Annotated in this window: 15 protein-coding genes; 8 read left to right on the top strand and 7 right to left on the bottom strand. The window is 65.8% G+C overall.

The window, feature by feature from the left end:
- Positions 1–50 precede the first annotated feature (50 nt).
- Positions 51–452: an RDD family protein gene (locus tag MUK72_RS01165; RefSeq protein ID WP_244702957.1), complete on the top strand. Its 402-nt coding sequence runs from the start codon at positions 51–53 to the stop codon at positions 450–452.
- A gap of 61 nt (positions 453–513) precedes the next feature.
- On the opposite strand, the gene MUK72_RS01170 is transcribed toward MUK72_RS01165, so the two are convergent.
- From MUK72_RS01170 to MUK72_RS01195, 6 genes are all read right to left on the bottom strand, one after another.
- Complete coding sequence (locus MUK72_RS01170; RefSeq protein WP_244702960.1) at positions 514–2,280, bottom strand: tryptophan--tRNA ligase; 1,767 nt, start codon at positions 2,278–2,280, stop codon at positions 514–516.
- The gene (endA, locus tag MUK72_RS01175; RefSeq protein WP_244702963.1) at positions 2,277–3,302 is read right to left on the bottom strand and encodes a tRNA-intron lyase; all 1,026 of its coding nucleotides are present in this window, start codon (positions 3,300–3,302) and stop codon (positions 2,277–2,279) included. The genes MUK72_RS01170 and endA overlap by 4 nt, the downstream gene beginning before the upstream one ends.
- 71 nt (positions 3,303–3,373) lie before the next feature.
- Positions 3,374–4,102: a PDDEXK family nuclease gene (locus tag MUK72_RS01180; protein WP_244702975.1), complete on the bottom strand. Its 729-nt coding sequence runs from the start codon at positions 4,100–4,102 to the stop codon at positions 3,374–3,376.
- Positions 4,103–4,160: 58 nt separating this feature from the next.
- The gene (locus MUK72_RS01185) at positions 4,161–6,485 is read right to left on the bottom strand and encodes a DEAD/DEAH box helicase (RefSeq protein WP_244702977.1); all 2,325 of its coding nucleotides are present in this window, start codon (positions 6,483–6,485) and stop codon (positions 4,161–4,163) included.
- A 197-nt stretch (positions 6,486–6,682) separates the two neighbouring features.
- The gene (locus MUK72_RS01190) at positions 6,683–7,132 is read right to left on the bottom strand and encodes a hypothetical protein (RefSeq protein ID WP_244702979.1); all 450 of its coding nucleotides are present in this window, start codon (positions 7,130–7,132) and stop codon (positions 6,683–6,685) included.
- Positions 7,133–7,300: 168 nt separating this feature from the next.
- A complete protein-coding gene (locus MUK72_RS01195) occupies positions 7,301–7,732 on the bottom strand; it encodes a CBS domain-containing protein (RefSeq protein WP_004051926.1) in 432 nt (143 codons plus the stop codon).
- Positions 7,733–7,836: 104 nt separating this feature from the next.
- Here MUK72_RS01195 and lipA point away from each other — a divergent pair, with 104 nt between their 5' ends.
- The gene (gene lipA, locus MUK72_RS01200) at positions 7,837–8,775 is read left to right on the top strand and encodes a lipoyl synthase (RefSeq protein WP_244702981.1); all 939 of its coding nucleotides are present in this window, start codon (positions 7,837–7,839) and stop codon (positions 8,773–8,775) included.
- 29 nt (positions 8,776–8,804) lie between these two features.
- Here the strand turns inward: lipA and MUK72_RS01205 are convergent, their stop codons facing one another.
- Positions 8,805–9,197 carry a VOC family protein gene (locus tag MUK72_RS01205; RefSeq protein WP_244702983.1) on the bottom strand — a complete coding sequence of 131 codons (393 nt, stop codon included), beginning with the start codon at positions 9,195–9,197 and terminating at the stop codon, positions 8,805–8,807.
- Between the two features lie 261 nt (positions 9,198–9,458).
- On the opposite strand from MUK72_RS01205, the gene pdhA reads away from it, so the two are divergent.
- From pdhA to hisS, 6 genes are all read left to right on the top strand, one after another.
- On the top strand, positions 9,459–10,562 hold the full coding sequence (pdhA, locus tag MUK72_RS01210; RefSeq protein WP_244702985.1) for a pyruvate dehydrogenase (acetyl-transferring) E1 component subunit alpha: 1,104 nt from the start codon (positions 9,459–9,461) through the stop codon (positions 10,560–10,562).
- Positions 10,559–11,569 carry an alpha-ketoacid dehydrogenase subunit beta gene (locus MUK72_RS01215; protein WP_244702987.1) on the top strand — a complete coding sequence of 337 codons (1,011 nt, stop codon included), beginning with the start codon at positions 10,559–10,561 and terminating at the stop codon, positions 11,567–11,569. Before pdhA ends, MUK72_RS01215 begins: the two co-directional genes overlap by 4 nt.
- Entirely contained in the window at positions 11,570–13,150 is a 1,581-nt protein-coding gene (locus tag MUK72_RS01220; protein WP_244702988.1) for a dihydrolipoamide acetyltransferase family protein, read from the top strand.
- Positions 13,151–13,198: 48 nt separating this feature from the next.
- Positions 13,199–14,623 carry a dihydrolipoyl dehydrogenase gene (gene lpdA, locus MUK72_RS01225; protein ID WP_244702989.1) on the top strand — a complete coding sequence of 475 codons (1,425 nt, stop codon included), beginning with the start codon at positions 13,199–13,201 and terminating at the stop codon, positions 14,621–14,623.
- A 100-nt stretch (positions 14,624–14,723) separates the two neighbouring features.
- The gene (locus tag MUK72_RS01230; RefSeq protein ID WP_004051919.1) at positions 14,724–15,071 is read left to right on the top strand and encodes a DNA-binding protein; all 348 of its coding nucleotides are present in this window, start codon (positions 14,724–14,726) and stop codon (positions 15,069–15,071) included.
- A 91-nt stretch (positions 15,072–15,162) separates the two neighbouring features.
- On the top strand, positions 15,163–16,449 hold the full coding sequence (gene hisS / locus MUK72_RS01235) for a histidine--tRNA ligase (RefSeq protein ID WP_244702992.1): 1,287 nt from the start codon (positions 15,163–15,165) through the stop codon (positions 16,447–16,449).
- The last annotated feature ends 25 nt before the right edge of the window (positions 16,450–16,474 follow it).

The raw sequence follows: 16,474 nt of genomic DNA on the forward strand, positions 1-16,474 counted from the left end.
AAAACGAGGACACGCCTGAAAGATGTGGAATCGTCATTCGGGGTGTGGCGATGGCGATCGATTCGATCGTTTGGTTCGCGTTGTTTTTCGTCTCTACTTTTCTCGTGGCCGCAGTCATCGGTGATATCCAAACCAGCGGGACAACGACGAACGCGGACTTGGAGGGTGTTTCCGCGCTCGTTTCGCTCGTGCTCTGGATGGGGCTTTCCATCGGGTATCACGCGTTGTTGGAGTGGCGGTTCGGTAGGACCATCGGCAAGGCTGCTGTCAAAATCCGGGCCACGAACTCCGATGGGTCATCCCTCTCGCTGCAGTCATCACTAGTACGAAACGTGCTACGGCTCGTGGATTTCCTCCCGTTTTTCTACATCGTCGGGATCGTCTCGCTCGCCCTCTCGGATCACTCCAAACGGCTGGGCGACCGGTTTGCCGACACGATCGTTGTCCGGTAGTGGCCGACGTGGTCCCGTGCGAAACCAAGCAAGAAGACGGTGAAGCCGTCCCGGCAGCGCTCTATGGATCGAGATCGATGTCGAGATCGTCGAGGAGTTCCTTCGCTTCCTCGCGTTTCTCCTGATGGTCGGCGAGGAACTCGCGCATCAGTTCCGCAGCCTGCTCCTTGCAGCCCCCACAGAGGCGCTCGCCGTTGGTGCACTCCTCGTAGACGCGGATCGCGAACTCGTCGTCGTCGGCCGCGAGCAGGTAGTTGTAGAGCTCGTAGACCGGACATTCGTCCGCCCGACCGCCGAGTTCTCGCTGTTTTTCGGCCGTCTCGCGCCCACCCGTGGTCGCTGATTTCACTTTCTCGTAGCCTTCCTCAGGGTCGTCGAGCAGGCTGATGTGGCTCGCTGGCACCGAGGAGCTCATCTTGCCTCCCGTGAGCCCGGTCATGAACCGGTGATAGATCGAGGAGGGGGCGACGAACCCGTAGCCACCGTGATCGAGTTCGACCTCGCGCGCGAGCGATTCGGCGTCCTCCCGCGAGAGCTCGAAACTGTCGATGTGACCCTCGTAGACGCGTTTTTCGCCCTCGACCGCCTCGATGAGCGCCTCGAATGCTTCCTCTGTGCCCTCTCGATTAAAGAGTCGGCGGCGAGGCCGAAGTGGCTCTTTGCCAGAATTCTGTAGCTTTCCAATTAGCTCATCGTACGTTTCGGTTGAAATACGTTCGTATGGAAACCCCTCAACGGCGAAAACATCATCGAACACGTTCTCGATACTTGGGTTTGGCAGTTGGATGTTTCCTGTCTCATCGTGAAACGCCTCTTTCACGAAGAGACCATCCGCTCCTTCCTCGGATAGCTCCGCATTTGCCCCGTGGGGAGCTTCGCCTTCGAAGTTCGGATGAACCTCACGGTATTCGGATAACAGCTCTGCTGCAAGGTCGCATCGAATGATTTCGGCGTCCAGTTCCTGCGAGTGAGCAGATTCAGCGAGGTTTTCATATACCCACTCCAGCAACAACTGTTCTTCCTGAGATCCTGTCTCGAAGCTCGCGTACGCTTCGCTGACCTTGAAATAGCGCATGCTGGCCGCGAGATCGCGCGAGAGCCTGACGTGAGGGTCCTGGTCCGGCCCCACCGGGATCACCGTGGGTTTCGGTTCGTCGATCTGTGGGTAGAGGATGTCCGCCATCTGGGTGACGACGCTCTGCATGTGCGAGACGTTGGTCTCGCCATCGAAGCCGTAGAGCGCCTGCATTTCGGAGAAGTTGACGTGCGCGCCGAGTTCGAAGGCGAGATCCTGGAGCGGGCGGTTGTCCGATTGGCGGTAGATCTCTCCTTCCTCGGGATCGAACCCGAGCGCGATGAGGCTCAGTAGGTACTCCCGCGAGTGGCGAGCGATCTCGTCCCAGGAGAGCCCGCGGGCGCTGTGGGCCTCCATGTCGGCGATCAGCGCGTAGGCGTCGCCACCCTGCTGTTGATGCCAGACGATCTCGTCGATGACGAGTTTGTGGCCGATATGCGGATCGCCGGTCGGCATCCAGCCCGAGAGCACGGCGAACTCCTCGTCGTTCGCCATCGCGCGCGCGACACGATCGTACCCCCGATGGCCGAAGATGACGCCGCGGCGCATCAGGTAGTGGGGGCTCGGCACAGCAGAGAGCACGTCGTCGAACTCCTCGATGCCGAACTCCTCGAAGAGTTTGCGGTAGTCGGCAACAGTTGACGATCCCCACGGGTCGAGCGTCGTCTCGTCGGCTCCAGTCGCTGTGCCACCATCCGTTCGGGGTAGCTGGTCCGGCGCTCGTCGGTCGTCCGCAGGCTGTGGGTCGGTCATGGTGTGATTCGCTCGACGGCGAGCCAGTCGATGTCACCGTTCGTGTCGGTCAGCGCAAAAGCCATTCGCTTGTGGACCCCGCCGGCGAGCCGCACGTCGAGCGAGAGTTCCCGTGGACCGAAGGCGTACTCCGTGGGAAGCACGCGCACCAGGAACTCCGAATGACCGAGGTTCTCGACCGACTCGACGTCCGCGTACGTCCGGAAGTCCGCACCGAACTTGAACCCGGTTTTGGGGACGAGTCCCTCGGAGCGGAGCGTCGCGTAGACCGCCAGCCGACGGTCGAACCGCTCGCCCTCGACCGCTCGCCCGCGCTCGACGACCGTTTCGGCCCCGCCATCGAGGTCGAGCACTCCCTCGCGCACAAGGTAGGCAGTCTCGACCAGCGAGAGCTGGAGCGGACCGCCCTCGGCCCCGCGACCGGCGAGTCGCTGGCCGTAGAACGCCCGTTCGTAGAGATCGTCGGGTGGGTTCCAGAGCACGGTTCGATCCTCCAGCAGGTCGGCGGCGACTTCGCTCGGGGGATCGTAGTCGGTGTGTCCCACCATTTCGGGGCGTGAGGTGTCGAGATAGGTGATCTCGCTCTCCTCGTCGACGACGGCGAGCACGACGTCGCCGAGATCGCTCGCGGGCACCGCCGCGCGCTCGCCGACGACGCGCACGCGGTAGGCGATCGCGTCGTCCCACGGCCCGTTGCCCTGCGGGTAGACCACGAGGTCCGCGCCCGCCCGTGCGTCGTCGGCGTCCACCCAGCCCTCGCGCGCGGGCGAGAGGTAGAAGCCGCGCTCGCGGAAGTCCTTGTAGACCAGAAAGCGGACCACACAGTCGGTCGCGGCGAGAAATTTCCCGAGATCCATTCCGTCGACCGCGTCGAGATCGTCGCGAAAGAGCAGGTGGGCGGCCTCAACCGGCGCGAGCACGACGCCCGCCCCGTCGGGTCGACCGTAGCCACTGGAGTCGTAGAACCGCTGGCGCGCGTCGCCGCCGACCCGGACGACGCCGCCGTCGAGCGTGCCTTCCATAGCGACAGCGGGTCGCGCGACGACAAGTCGCCTGCGGTCGGCCGTGGTGACCCAATGGAAATCGAAGCGAATCAGCCAGCGCGCTCGCAGGTCGCGTCGAGGCAGCGTCGTCCACCACTCGTATCGAACGCCAGCAGCCCACACTCACAATCACCATCGACGGTTCCGGACGGGATCGAGAACGCGGTCTCACAGTCGGGATAGTTCTCGCAGCCGGCGAGGAGTTGACCGTTGCGGATGACGCGGAGATCGCCGTCGCAGTCCGGACAGTCCCACTCGTGATCGAACGCTTCGTTCACTCGGTCGTCGAGTGACTCGCACTCGCGGTCAATGCAGAGCGTGAACGCCCGCCCGCGCTCGGCGACCATCGTCGGCAGCCCGCAGTCGCGACAGGCCCGATCGAGCACGTCCGCGCCCGCCGGCAGCCCGTAGCGCGCCTCACAGTCGAGACACGTCACCGCGCCCTTCGCGCGGACGAGCGCACCCTCGCAGTCGGGGCAGTCGCCCACGGGAGCGCCGGCGGCGGAGGCAGGATAGCGCGCGAGTCCGTGCTCCTCGTTGGCGACGACGTGGAGGGACGACTCGCCATCGGTGGCGGTCAGCGAGAACGTCCCGCCGCTCGTCCCCTCGTAGCTGAGCGTCTCGGGACGGGTGAGCCACGCCGCTGGCTGGTAGCCGTCACGATCGTGGATCAGCACGGTGTCGTCGGGTTTGATCACCACGACGACGTCGCCGCGCTGTTCGCGCTCGCCGTCCTCGGTGATGGTGCAGTCGCCGGCGAAGACCCGGATGGCATCCATGGGGCGGCTGGCCGCGGCTTCGTAGTTGAACCTATGGCCCGCCGCTGAAAGAGGAGTCTCAGTCGACCCAGACGGTTCTCGTCTCGGTAATCGGTGCCAGCGGCAGATCCGGGAAGACGATTTCGACGGTAAACTTGAGCGTGTCCGGCTCACCGCCGAAGACCGGGGCCGGCACGGTCTCCGATCCCAGAAACGAACTCGTCGCCGTCATCTCGGTGTCGTTGACCGAGACGCGGATCCCGGCGCGCGCGCCGTCACCGTCGTTCTCGATCGTCACCTCGCACAGTTCGTTCTCGCCGCGCGCGATCCGTTCGGGGAACGAACCCCAATCGATCGATAGTACGGGAAGGTCGTGTGCACTCTCGACGACCCGCTCGGCGACGCCCTCCGTGAGACCGACGGCGACGAGCTCCTCGACACCCGATTCGACGACGGCGGCGGGCGTTTCGATCCCCTCGCCGGCGAGTTTGCTCGCTCTGCCCGGGCCGACGCCGTCGATGGCGGTGAGCGCGACCGACTCCTCGCCCACCCCGTTCTCGACGCGCGCGGCCGCGCGACGCGCGCGATTGGCCTCCCACTCCGAGCCGAAGCGATCGAGGAAGGCCCGGAGCGCGGCGAGCAGGCGCACGGCGTTCTGGCGGATGACCCACGCGTCGCTCTGGAGTTCGCTCGGCGTCGCCGCGCGCGTGCTCGACGCGAGGATAGCCAGCACCTTTCGTCTCCCTGGATCGAGATCGCCGTGGCCGTCGAGCACGCTCTCGATGGCGTCGCGCTCGGCGCGGCGGGCGTTCACGCTGTCGAACTCCGCACTTCGAGCGACCGCATCGAGGAGGGTGCTCGTCGTCGGGTCGGTGCCGGCGAGCCCGTGAAAGCGGTGGGCGGTCGGCAGTCTGAGGTAGTACGCCGACGCGAGCGTGCCGAGCGGGGTGGCCGAGACGGTGTCGTCCTCGATGGCGACGAACCCCCGATCGTCGAGCGTCGAGAGCGCTTCACGGACACGTTCCCTGAGCGCCGCGACCGCACCCTCGTTGGCACTGCGGGCACGGACGAACGCGAACGTCGTTTCGAGCCACTCCATCACGTCGGGCACGTCGTCGATGGTTCCCATCGCGATCTCGGCGTTGAGATGTGTGTCGAGATCGGCCGTGAGATGGGAATCGATCTCCGTTCCGTCACGGAGCAGTTTTCGGTATTTCCCGGCGTCGTTGCCGTCACAGACCACGTAGGCGTAGCCCGCGTCGTCGTAGCCCGGCCGACCCGCGCGCCCGAGCATCTGGAGCACGTCGAGCGGGCTCATATCGACCTCGCCCTCCAGGGGGTCGTGGTATTTCGTGTCACGAATCACGACACACCGTGCAGGAAGGTTGACGCCCCACGCGAGCGTCGAAGTCGAGAAGAGGAGCTGTATCTTCCCCTCACGGAACCACTGCTCGACGTGGTCCTTGTCGGATTTTGACAGTCCGGCGTGATGGAAGGCGACGCCGTCGAGCGCCGATTTCCGGAGCGTCTGGTTTTCGAGCACCTGCGTTTCGGTATGAAAATCGTAATCGCCGCGCGCACCCATCGGGACGTCCCGCGAGGCGAGTTCGTCGCGGGCCTTTTCGGCCGCACGCACCGTGTCCTGGCGGGAGGCGACGAAGACCAATGCTTGGCCGTCGTCGCGGATGTGTTCCTCGGCCAGATCGAGCGCGCGATACAGTCGACGGTATTTGTCGGCGAAGGCGTTCTCGCCGTGCGTATAGGTCCGGACGCCGGATTCGAGATCGACGGGTCGATACTCCTGGCCGAAATCGAAGGTCGTCTCGGGAACGGCATCGAGCCAGTCGGCGATCTCATCGACGTTTGGCATCGTCGCCGAGAGCGCGACAATGCGGGGGGCTGCGAGCCGCCGAAGTCGGGAGATGGTGACTTCGAGCACGCTCCCCCGATTTTCCGAATCGAGCAGATGGACCTCGTCGATGACACAGCAGCCCACGTCGGTGATGAACTCGTACCGGGGCGAGTCGTGTTTTCGCGTGGCCGAGTCCACCTTCTCGGGCGTCATCACCAGAATGTCGGCGCGCTCGGCACGGCGTGGGTTCAGGTCACGCTCGCCGGTGACGACGTAGACCGAGTAGCCCAGATCTTCGAACCGTTCCCACTCGCTTTCCTTCTCGTTGGTGAGCGCGCGCAGCGGTGCGATGAACAGCGACGTGCCGTCCGCGGCGAGACACTTGCAGATGGCGAGTTCGGCGAGCGCGGTCTTCCCGCTCGCGGTGGGGGCGCTGGCGACGACGTTCTCGTCGCGGTCCATGATCGCCGGCAGCGCCTCGCGCTGCATCCGGTTGAACTCCTCGAAGGCGAAGGCGTCGGCGAACTCGGGGACCGCCTCGGCGACGTTCATGAGGGCTGGTCCCGGTAACGATCCCCACGAGCACGTCGCGAGCGGAGCGAGACGACGGCGTTCACGAGCGTCGCCCCCATCGGGTCGGACGGGAGCGTCGCGGGCGAAATGAGGCGACGGGAGTCACGTGCGTTGGTCTGTGACTGGAGCGGCCAAAGGCGTTTCCTTACGCCCGCATGGCGCGCAGCGGCGGCTCGCTAGCCGTCCGCATCCGCGTCAGCATCGGCTCCGTTCGCATCGGCGTCAGCGTCGACCCCGTCCGCATCCATATCGCCGTCGTCTCCGTCGGTATCGGTATCGTATCCATCCGAATCGCTGTCGGTGTCGATGCCGTCGGAATCGCTGTCCCTGTCGATATCGTCAGTATCGCTATCGATGTCGCTGGTTCCGGTCGCAGCCGGTCGGCCCGAGCGATCGTCCGGGGACTGACCGTGCTCGGAGAGATCGTCACCGGTGAGATAGAGATAGATCGGCGGGAGGAGATAGGCGACGATGGCGACCGCGACGAACCATCGCTCGAAGTACGCGAGCAGTCCGAGTCCGGTGAGCGCCGCCGTCGCCGCCGCGTGGATCCCCGTCCGCTGCTGCGTGTACCGCCGGTAGTACTCCCAACCCCGACGGAGTCGATCCGTACTCACCGTGCTCATGGGACCACTACCGTCGCTGGCGTAATCAGGATGTTCCCGGCATAGTGGGCGGCAACGCGCTCGCCGACAGGAGTGTGCTGCCAGTGATCTCGTGATGGGAGGATAGCCAAAAGAGCGCGGGGGTGCCGACGTGCAAGAACACGCCGGCCCCGGCGTCACGACGAGGTCTCACTCGTATTCGCCCTTGTCCACGTCGGGCTCGGGTTGGACGGACATGCCGACGCGCTGTTGGGGGAGGAAATGTGCGAGGTCGGTCGTGGTGACGATGCCGACAGGCTCACCGTCCTCGGTCACGGGAAGCTTCTTGACCGTGTTTTGGCCCATGCGCTCGCCCGCATCGCCCACGCTGTCGGTCGGACGGATGGTGACGACCGGATCGGACATCAGTTCGGCGACCGCCGTTGCGGTCGGATCGAGCCCCTCGGCGACGCTGCCGACGACGTCCGTCTCGGTGACGATCCCCTCGATGCGTTCTTCGCCGACGATCAGCGAGCCGATCCCCTGGTCGGTGAGCGCGCGAGCAGCCACCGCGATCGTCGTCTCGCCGGTGACCGTCCGGACCGGCGTCGTCATGACGTCGTTCACGGGTGTGTCTTTCATTGTCGTGTGTAGCGGTATCGTTCCCACAACTTAATCGTACTGGTCGTGTCGACTCCGCACCCGACGAACCGCACGCTTTTGCCGGGCGACCCTCGACACGTGGTATGAGTCGGGCGCGCAAACCGGCGTGGCTGAAGAGCCGCCCGCCGTCGGGCGAGCAGTTCACCGAGATCAAGGCGACACTCCGCGAGCGCGACCTCCACACCGTCTGCGAGGAGGCCAACTGCCCGAACATGGGCGAGTGCTGGTCCGGGCGGGACGGACCGGGCACCGCGACGTTCATGCTGATGGGCGAGCGTTGCTCACGCGGCTGCAACTTCTGTGACGTCGAGACCGGCGGGATGAGCCCGCTCGATCCCGACGAACCCGCGAACGTCGCCGACGCGGTCGCCGAGATCGGTCTGGAATACGTCGTCCTGACGAGCGTGGACCGCGACGATCTCGACGACTACGGGGCCGCCCACTTCGCCCGCACGATCACGGCAATCAAGGAGCGCGATCCCTCGATCCTCGTGGAAGTGCTGATCCCCGACTTCCAGGGCGAACCCGAACTCGTCCGGGAGATCATCGACGCCGGTCCCGACGTGATCGCTCACAACATCGAGACGGTGGAACGACTCCAGTGGCCCGTCCGCGATCGGCGGGCAAACTACGCACAGTCGCTCTCGGTGCTCGAACAGGTCGAACGCGAGTCCGAGATCCACACCAAGACCTCGATCATGCTCGGCGTCGGCGAGTACGACCACGAGGTCTATCGCACGCTCTCCGATCTCAGGGAAGCCGACGTCGACATCGTGACGCTCGGCCAGTATCTCCAGCCCTCGCGCTCGCATCTCGACGTCTCCTCCTACGTGCATCCCGACAAGTTCGAGACCTGGCAAACGGTCGCCGAGGAGGAGTTGGACTTTCTCTACTGTGTGAGCGGGCCGATGGTCCGCTCGTCGTACAAGGCCGGTGAGCTGTTCGTCGAGGCCGTGTTGCGGGAGGGACAGTCGATCGAGGGGGCGCGGCGGTCGGCGCGGGCGGCCTCGCAGTCGGTCTGATCGGGGTTCGAGCGAGCCCGAATCGTCGCTCAGACGCGTTCTTTCAGTTCGATCCGATAGCCGAACGGATCGACGACGTAGATCGACGGGGCCTCGCCGGTCGCCCCGCGCGGCGCGGCGAGTTCGTCGTCGATCTCGACGCCTTCCTCGTCGAGGCGCTCCCTGATCGTCTCGACCGATTCCTCGACGACGACGCAGAAATGGTTGAAATTCGTCGCCGTCGGTGGCTCGAACTCGTCGGTCGGCCAGAGATGGACGACCGCGGTCGCCGACAGTCGCGCGTCGAGAAACGATTTCTCACCGGTTTCGTAGAGCGTGTCCTCGATACCGAAGCCGAGCCGATCGCCGTAGAACGCCCGCGCGGCGTCGGCCCCGTCGGCCGGGATGCGGAGGTTCACGTGATCGAGATGTCGTGCCTTCACACGCGGGATTCGTCGCCGAGTCGCAAAAACCGTCGGGCGGTCGGGTGGTCGTCGCCCGTTCGTGACGGCTATTCGTGATTCAGATTTTCACGAACGAACCCCGATTATTGACAAAATCGTCGTTTTTCGTGTGCGAACGGGACACACGAACGGTTTTTCAGGGATGGGGTGGCAAGAACAGCGGTCACAAAAACCCTTTTACAAAAAGGATATAACTGCGGCAATCAATGGTGCAGGTATGTCAGCGAGGTGGCTCCGCCCGTGAGCACGTTACAGCACGAGGTCGGCGAGCGCATCGAAGTTCTCGACAAGAACGGGGAGGTACGCGACGGCGCGACGGTGCCCGACATCGACGACGAGCTGCTGGTCGCGATGTACCGCGAGATGCGGCTGGTGCGCCACTTCGACCAGCGCGCCGTCTCGCTCCAGCGCCAGGGGCGCATCGGCACCTATCCACCGCTGTCAGGTCAGGAGGCCGCCCAGGTCGGTAGCGCCCACGCGCTGGCCGAGGAAGACTGGCTGTTCCCGAGCTACCGCGAGCACGGCGCGTCGCTCATCAAGGGGTTCTCGCTGGAGCGGACCCTGCTCTACTGGATGGGTCACGAGGTGGGCTACGAGGAAGAGGACGCCAACATCTTCACGCCCGCGGTGCCGATCGCCTCCCAGCTTCCCCACGCCGTCGGCGCGGCGTGGGCCTCGAAACTCCAGGACGAGACCAAGGCGTTTCTCTGCTACTTCGGCGACGGCGCGACCAGCGAGGGCGATTTCCACGAGGCGATGAACTTCGCGGGCGTGTTCGATACCCCCACCATCTTCTTCTGTAACAACAACCAGTGGGCGATCTCGGTTCCGAGAGAACGACAGACCGCGAGCGCGACGCTCGCACAGAAGGCCAACGCCTACGGGTTCGAGGGCGTGCAGGTCGACGGGATGGACCCGCTCGCGGTCTATCAGGCCACCCAGCAGGCCGTCGAGAAGGCAAAGGATCCCGACGAGGACGAGCTTCGGCCGACGATGATCGAGGCCGTCCAGTACCGCTTCGGCGCGCACACGACCGCCGACGATCCCTCGGTCTATCGTGAAGACGACGAGGTCGAGGAGTGGAAACAGAAGGACCCGATCCCACGGCTGGAGGCGTTCCTGGAGGATCAGGGACTGCTCGACGACGAGCGTATCGACGCGATCGAGGAGGAGATCGAGGAGAACGTCGCCGACGCCATCGAGGCGGCCGAGTCCCACGAGCGCCCGGAGCCCGAGGAGATGTTCGCGGACGTCTACGCCGAGATGCCGAAACGGCTCGACCAGCAGCTACAGTACCTGAAGCGCCTGCGCGACGACCACGGCGACGAGGAGATCCTCGAATGAGCACGACAGAACAGCAGGAAACGGGCGAAACGCAGAGTTTGACGCTCGTCCAGGCGGTCCGGGATGGGCTCTACGGCGAGATGAGTCGGGACGACGACGTGCTCGTCATGGGCGAGGACGTCGGCGAGAACGGCGGCGTCTTCCGGGCGACGCAGGGCCTCCACGACGAGTTCGGTGATAACCGCGTCATCGACACGCCGCTGGCCGAGTCGGGCATCATCGGCACGGCGGTCGGGATGGCCGCCTACGGGATGAAACCCGTCCCCGAGATCCAGTTCCAGGGGTTCATCTACCCGGGCTTCGACCAGATCGTCAGCCACGCGGCGCGGCTCAGAAACCGCTCGCGCGGCCGGTTCAACTGTCCGATGGTGATCCGTGCGCCCTACGGCGGCGGCATTCGCGCACCGGAGCACCACTCCGAGTCGAAGGAGGCGTTCTTCGTCCACGAGGCCGGCCTCAAGGTCGTGATCCCGAGCACGCCCCGCGACACCAAGGGGCTGCTCGCCGCCTCGATCCGCGATCCCGACCCCGTTCTGTTCCTCGAACCGAAACTCATCTACCGCGCCTTCAGGGAGGACGTGCCCGACGAGTCCTACACCGTGCCGCTCGGCGAGGCCGCCGTCCGCCGGGAAGGGAGCGACGTCTCGGTGTTCACCTGGGGCGCGATGACCCGCCCGACGATGGAGGCCGCCGAGTCGCTCGCCGAGGAGGGCATCGACTGCGAGGTCGTCGATCTCCGTACGCTCTCGCCGCTCGACGACGAGGCGATCGTCGAGTCGTTCAAGAAGACGGGGCGAGCGGCGGTCGTCCACGAGGCACCCAAGACCGGCGGGCTGGCCGGCGAGATCACCGCGACGATCCAGGAGGAGGCGCTCGTGTATCAGGAAGCACCGATCACGCGCGTCACGGGCTTCGACACGCCGTTCCCGCTCTACGCGCTCGAAGACTACTACCTCCCCGAGGCAGCCCGCATCGAGGACGGGATCCGGGAGGCCGCGGAGTTCTGAATGGTCCGCGAGTTCGAACTCCCCGACGTGGGCGAGGGCGTCGCCGAGGGCGAGATCGTCGATTGGCTGGTCGAGGAGGGCGATGCAGTCGAGGAGGACCAGCCCGTCGCCGAGGTCGAGACGGACAAGGCGGTCGTCGACGTTCCGTCGCCGGTCAACGGCAGCGTCCAGGAGATCCACGCCGAGGCGGGCGAGATGGTCCCCGTCGGTACCGTGATCATCACGTTCGCCGAAGAAGGTGACGACGACAGCGGTGAGGCGACGACCACCGAGGAATCGACGGAAACGGACGCCGCCACGGAGGCGAGCGCAGCGACGGGCGACGTGGAGACGACGGCCGAAGGGACGGCGGACGAGGAGACTCCGACCGCGAGCGGGCGCGTCTTCGCCGCCCCGAGCGCACGGCGGCTGGCGCGCGAGCTCGGCGTCGATATCGGAAGCATCGACGGCTCCGGTCCCGGTGGCCGGGTGAGCGAGCACGACGTGCGCGCGGCCGCGGAGGACGCGAAAGAAGTGGATGAGGAGGGAAGCGATTCGCCCGAACCGGCCACCACGCGCGTCGAGGGCTCCAGCGGGACGGATGCTGGAGAGGGGGACACCACCGGAGGCGGCGCGGCGCAGGCATCCTCGACGGGACAGCCGTCGGCGAGCGGGTCCGCGGCGGGCGGAGCGACGGCGGGCGAGTCGGCCGACCGCGAGCGCACGCTCGCCGCGCCCGCGACACGAAAACTCGCCGAAGATTCGGGGATCGATATCGACGCCGTACCCACCGACGAGGAGCGCGACGGCGAGGCGTTCGTCACGCCGGCCGCCGTCGAATCCTACGCCGAGGCCCAGCAGGCCGCACAGGACGCCGACAGGGAAGCACTTGCGGGGTCGAGGGGCGAAGAGCGGATCCCCTACCGTGGGGTTCGGCGGACGATCGGCCAGCAGATGGCGGAATCGAAATACACCGCGCCCCACGTCACCCACCACGACGAGGTCGACGTCACTGCCCTGGTCGAAGCACGGACCGACCTCAAGGAACTCGCCGACGAGCAGGGGATCAGCCTCTCGTACATGCCGTTCGTCATGAAGGCCTGCGTGGCCGCGCTGCGCGAGTTCCCGATGGTCAACGCCATGCTCGACGAGGAGGCCGAGGAGATCGTCCAGAAGAAATACTACAACATCGGCGTGGCGACCGCGACCGATGCCGGACTGATGGTGCCCGTCGTCGAGGACGCCGGCCGGAAGAACATGCTCCAGCTGGCCTCGGAGATGAACGAACTCGTCGAGAAGGCTCGCGAGCGCACGATCAGCCGCGAGGAGATGCAGGGCGGCACCTTCACGATCACCAACGTCGGGGCCATCGGCGGCGAGTACGCGACGCCGATCCTCAACCACCCCGAGGTGGCGATCCTCGCGCTCGGCGCGATCAAGGAGAAACCCCGAGTCGTGGACGGCGAGATCGTCCCCCGCAAGGTGATGACGCTCTCGCTGTCGATCGACCATCGCGTCGTCGACGGGGCGATCGCGGCGCAGTTCACCAACCGCGTCGAGGAGTTCCTGGAGAACCCCCAGCGGTTGCTGCTCGAAGCGTAGTCAGCCCGGACCCTACTGATTTTTCACGTCCGCGCGCCTCCAGTCGGTATGGTCGTCGGAGACGTCACGACGGGGACGGACGTACTGATTATCGGCGCGGGCCCCGGTGGCTACGTCGCCGCCATCCGCGCTGGACAGCTCGATCTGGACGTGACGCTCGTCGAGAAAGAGGCGTATGGGGGAACCTGTCTGAACCACGGCTGCATCCCCTCGAAGGCGCTCATCTCGGCGACCGACGTCGCCCACGATGCGAGCACGGCCGAGGAGATGGGCATTCACGCCGATCCCGCGGTCGATCTCGCGGGGATGGTGAGCTGGAAGGACGACGTCGTCGATCAGCTCACCAGCGGCGTCGAGAAGCTCTGCAAGGCAAACGGCGTGAACCTCGTCGAGGGGCGTGCGGAGTTCGCCGGCGAGAACACCGTCAGGGTCGCCCACGCGGGCGAGGGGCAGGGCTCCGAGACCATCGAATTCGAGCACGCGATCGTCGCCACCGGCTCGCGCCCGATGGCGATCCCGAACTTCGAGTTCGACGGCGAGCGGATCATCTCCTCGCGCGAGGCGCTCGCGCTCGATGCGGTGCCCGAGAGCCTCGTGGTCGTTGGCGCGGGCTACATCGGGATGGAACTCTCGACCGTGTTCGCCAAGCTCGGCACGGATGTGACGGTGGTCGAGATGCTCGATTCCGCGCTGCCGGCCTACGAGGACGACGTCGCGCGCGTCGTCAAGAGCCGTGCCGAGGAGCTCGGCATCGACTTCCACTTCGGCGAGGGCGCGAGCGAGTGGGTGGAATCGGGCGACGGCATCACGATCAAGACCGAAGACGAGGACGGCGAGATCTCGGAATTTGGGGCCGAAAAGGCGCTCGTCGCGGTCGGGCGCGAACCCGTCACGGACACGCTGAACCTCGACGCGATCGGGCTCGCGACCGACGAGGGTGGCTTCCTCGAAACCGACGACCGCGCACGGACCGACGTCGAGAACGTCTTCGCCGTCGGCGACGTCGCCGGCGAGCCGATGCTCGCACACAAGGGGATGAAGGAGGGCGAGGTCGCCGTCGAGGTCATCGCGGGCGAGCCGTCGGCGCTCGACTATCAGAGCGTTCCGGCCGCGGTGTTCACCGATCCCGAGATCGGAACGGTCGGGATGACCGAAGAGGAGGCCGAAGAGGCCGGCTTCTCGACAGTGGTGGGCGAGATGCCGATGCGCGCGAGCGGGCGCGCACTCACGCTCGGCGAGAGTGATGGGTTCGTCCGCGTCGTCGCCGACGACGATGCCGGATTCATCCTCGGTGCACAGATCGTCGCGCCGGAGGCCTCGGAGCTGATCGCCGAGCTCGGGCTGGCCGTCGAGATGGGCGCGACCCTGGAGGACGTCGCCGCGACGATCCACACCCATCCCACGCTCGGCGAGGCCGTGATGGAGGCCGTCGAGAACGCGCGCGATAGGGCGATCCACACGCTCAACCGCTGAAGGAGTTCACGAATTCACGTGAATTCGTGAATCTTTGAGAGTGCCGACGAGCACCGCAGCGTCCGCCGGGCTTTTGTTCGACTAGTCGTAACGTGGCGGTATGAGCGGCTCCGAGGAAGACATCGAAGAACTTCGCAAGCAGAAACTCGAACAGCTCAAAGAACAGCAGCAGGGCGGCGGGCAGAACGAGGAGGCCAGACAGGCCCAGCAGGAACAGGCAGAGGCACAGAAATCGGCCGTACTCCGCCAGAACCTCACCGACGGCGCGCGACAGCGGCTCAACTCGGTGAAGATGAGCAAGCCCGAGTTCGGCGAACAGGTCGAACAGCAGGTGTTCGCGCTCGCGCGCAGCGGCCGACTCGGCGACAAGATCGACGAGGACCAGATGAGGGAGTTGCTCCAGGAGCTCAAGCCCGACGAGAAGAGCTTCGACATCAAACGACGATAGCGCCGGTCGGCCGACGACCGCACGTTGCGCCCCGTTCCGTTTCGTGGTACATTCCGTAAGGGTGAACACGCCGATACCGCCAACGGACAGTATGTACGACCGCATCAAGGGCTTTCGCGACTTCTACCCCGGCGAGATGAGCGCTCGCCGGGCGGTCATCGACGACGTCGAGGAAGTCGCCCAACGCTACGGCTTCCGCGAGATCGGCACGCCGGCGCTCGAACGCACGCAGATGTACGCCGACAAGAGCGGCGAGGAGATCGTCGAGGAGTTGTTCAACTTCACCGACCACGGCGGCCGCGAGGTGGCGATGACGCCCGAGCTCACCCCGACGGTCGCGCGGATGGTCGTCGAAAAGCAGCAGGCGCTCTCGAAGCCGATCAAGTGGGTCTCGTCGCGGCCGTTCTGGCGCTACGAGGCGGTCCAGCAGGGTCGTTTCCGCGAGTTCTACCAGACCAACGTCGATATCTTCGGCTCGGCGGAGCCGATCGCCGACGCCGAAATCCTCGCGTACGCCGCCGACGCGCTCACCGAACTCGGGCTCACGAGCGACGACTTCGAGTTCCGGGTGAGCCACCGCGACATCCTGGGTGGGTTGTTGGAGTCGTTCGACGCCGACGTCGACACCGAGGCGGCGATCCGCGCGGTCGACAAACGCGACAAGCTCGCTGTCGGCGAGTATCGCGCGCTGCTCGGCGACGCGGGCCTCTCGGAAGCCGACGCCGAGGAATTCGACGAACTGCTCGAAACCGAGGAGGAGAACCTCGACGAGCTCGTGGCCGCTGCCGACACCGAGCGCGTCGAAAACGCGGTCGAGAACCTCCAGAACGTGCTCGACGCGACCGCGGATCTCGGCGCGCGCGACTACTGCACGCTCTCGCTCGACACCGCACGGGGTCTCGACTACTACACCGGCGTCGTCTTCGAGTGTTTCGACACCACCGGCACGGTGGGCCGGGCGGTGTTCGGCGGCGGGCGCTACGACGACCTCATCGAGGGGTTCGGCGGCCAGCCGACGCCCGCGGTCGGCGTCGCACTCGGGATGGCGACTCTCTCCCTGCTCTGTGAACGCGCCGGCGTCTGGCCCGCGGAGACCACGACGACCGACTACTACGTGCTCCAAGTGGGTGACACGCGCGAGACCGCCGCCGGGATCACCCGCGACCTGCGCGAGCGTGGCCACGTCGTCGAGACCGATATCGCCGGCCGGAGCTTCGGCGCACAGCTGGAGTACGCCGACTCGATCGGTGCCGAGACGACCGTGATCGTCGGCGAACAGGACCTCGCCGACGGGAACGTGACCGTCAAGGAGATGGCATCGGGCGATCAGCGCCAGGTGCCCGTCGACGAGTTCCCCGAATCCGGCGAAAGAAAGTAGGGAACGGGGTCGTTCGGTCGGGCAA

Origin of the sequence: Halococcus dombrowskii, assembly GCF_022870485.1 — an archaeon.
Taxonomy (GTDB): domain Archaea; phylum Halobacteriota; class Halobacteria; order Halobacteriales; family Halococcaceae; genus Halococcus; species Halococcus morrhuae.

Bases quoted from the DNA above. Each gene is read 5' to 3' on its own strand.
- MUK72_RS01165 (WP_244702957.1), top strand. From the start codon at position 51: ATGGCGATCGATTCGATCGTTTGGTTCGCGTTGTTTTTCGTCTCTACT.
- MUK72_RS01170 (WP_244702960.1), bottom strand. From the start codon at position 2,280: ATGACCGACCCACAGCCTGCGGACGACCGACGAGCGCCGGACCAGCTA.
- endA (WP_244702963.1), bottom strand. From the start codon at position 3,302: ATGGAAGGCACGCTCGACGGCGGCGTCGTCCGGGTCGGCGGCGACGCG.
- MUK72_RS01180 (WP_244702975.1), bottom strand. From the start codon at position 4,102: ATGGATGCCATCCGGGTCTTCGCCGGCGACTGCACCATCACCGAGGAC.
- MUK72_RS01185 (WP_244702977.1), bottom strand. From the start codon at position 6,485: ATGAACGTCGCCGAGGCGGTCCCCGAGTTCGCCGACGCCTTCGCCTTC.
- MUK72_RS01190 (WP_244702979.1), bottom strand. From the start codon at position 7,132: ATGAGCACGGTGAGTACGGATCGACTCCGTCGGGGTTGGGAGTACTAC.
- MUK72_RS01195 (WP_004051926.1), bottom strand. From the start codon at position 7,732: ATGAAAGACACACCCGTGAACGACGTCATGACGACGCCGGTCCGGACG.
- lipA (WP_244702981.1), top strand. From the start codon at position 7,837: ATGAGTCGGGCGCGCAAACCGGCGTGGCTGAAGAGCCGCCCGCCGTCG.
- MUK72_RS01215 (WP_244702987.1), top strand. From the start codon at position 10,559: ATGAGCACGACAGAACAGCAGGAAACGGGCGAAACGCAGAGTTTGACG.
- MUK72_RS01220 (WP_244702988.1), top strand. From the start codon at position 11,570: ATGGTCCGCGAGTTCGAACTCCCCGACGTGGGCGAGGGCGTCGCCGAG.
- lpdA (WP_244702989.1), top strand. From the start codon at position 13,199: ATGGTCGTCGGAGACGTCACGACGGGGACGGACGTACTGATTATCGGC.
- MUK72_RS01230 (WP_004051919.1), top strand. From the start codon at position 14,724: ATGAGCGGCTCCGAGGAAGACATCGAAGAACTTCGCAAGCAGAAACTC.
- hisS (WP_244702992.1), top strand. From the start codon at position 15,163: ATGTACGACCGCATCAAGGGCTTTCGCGACTTCTACCCCGGCGAGATG.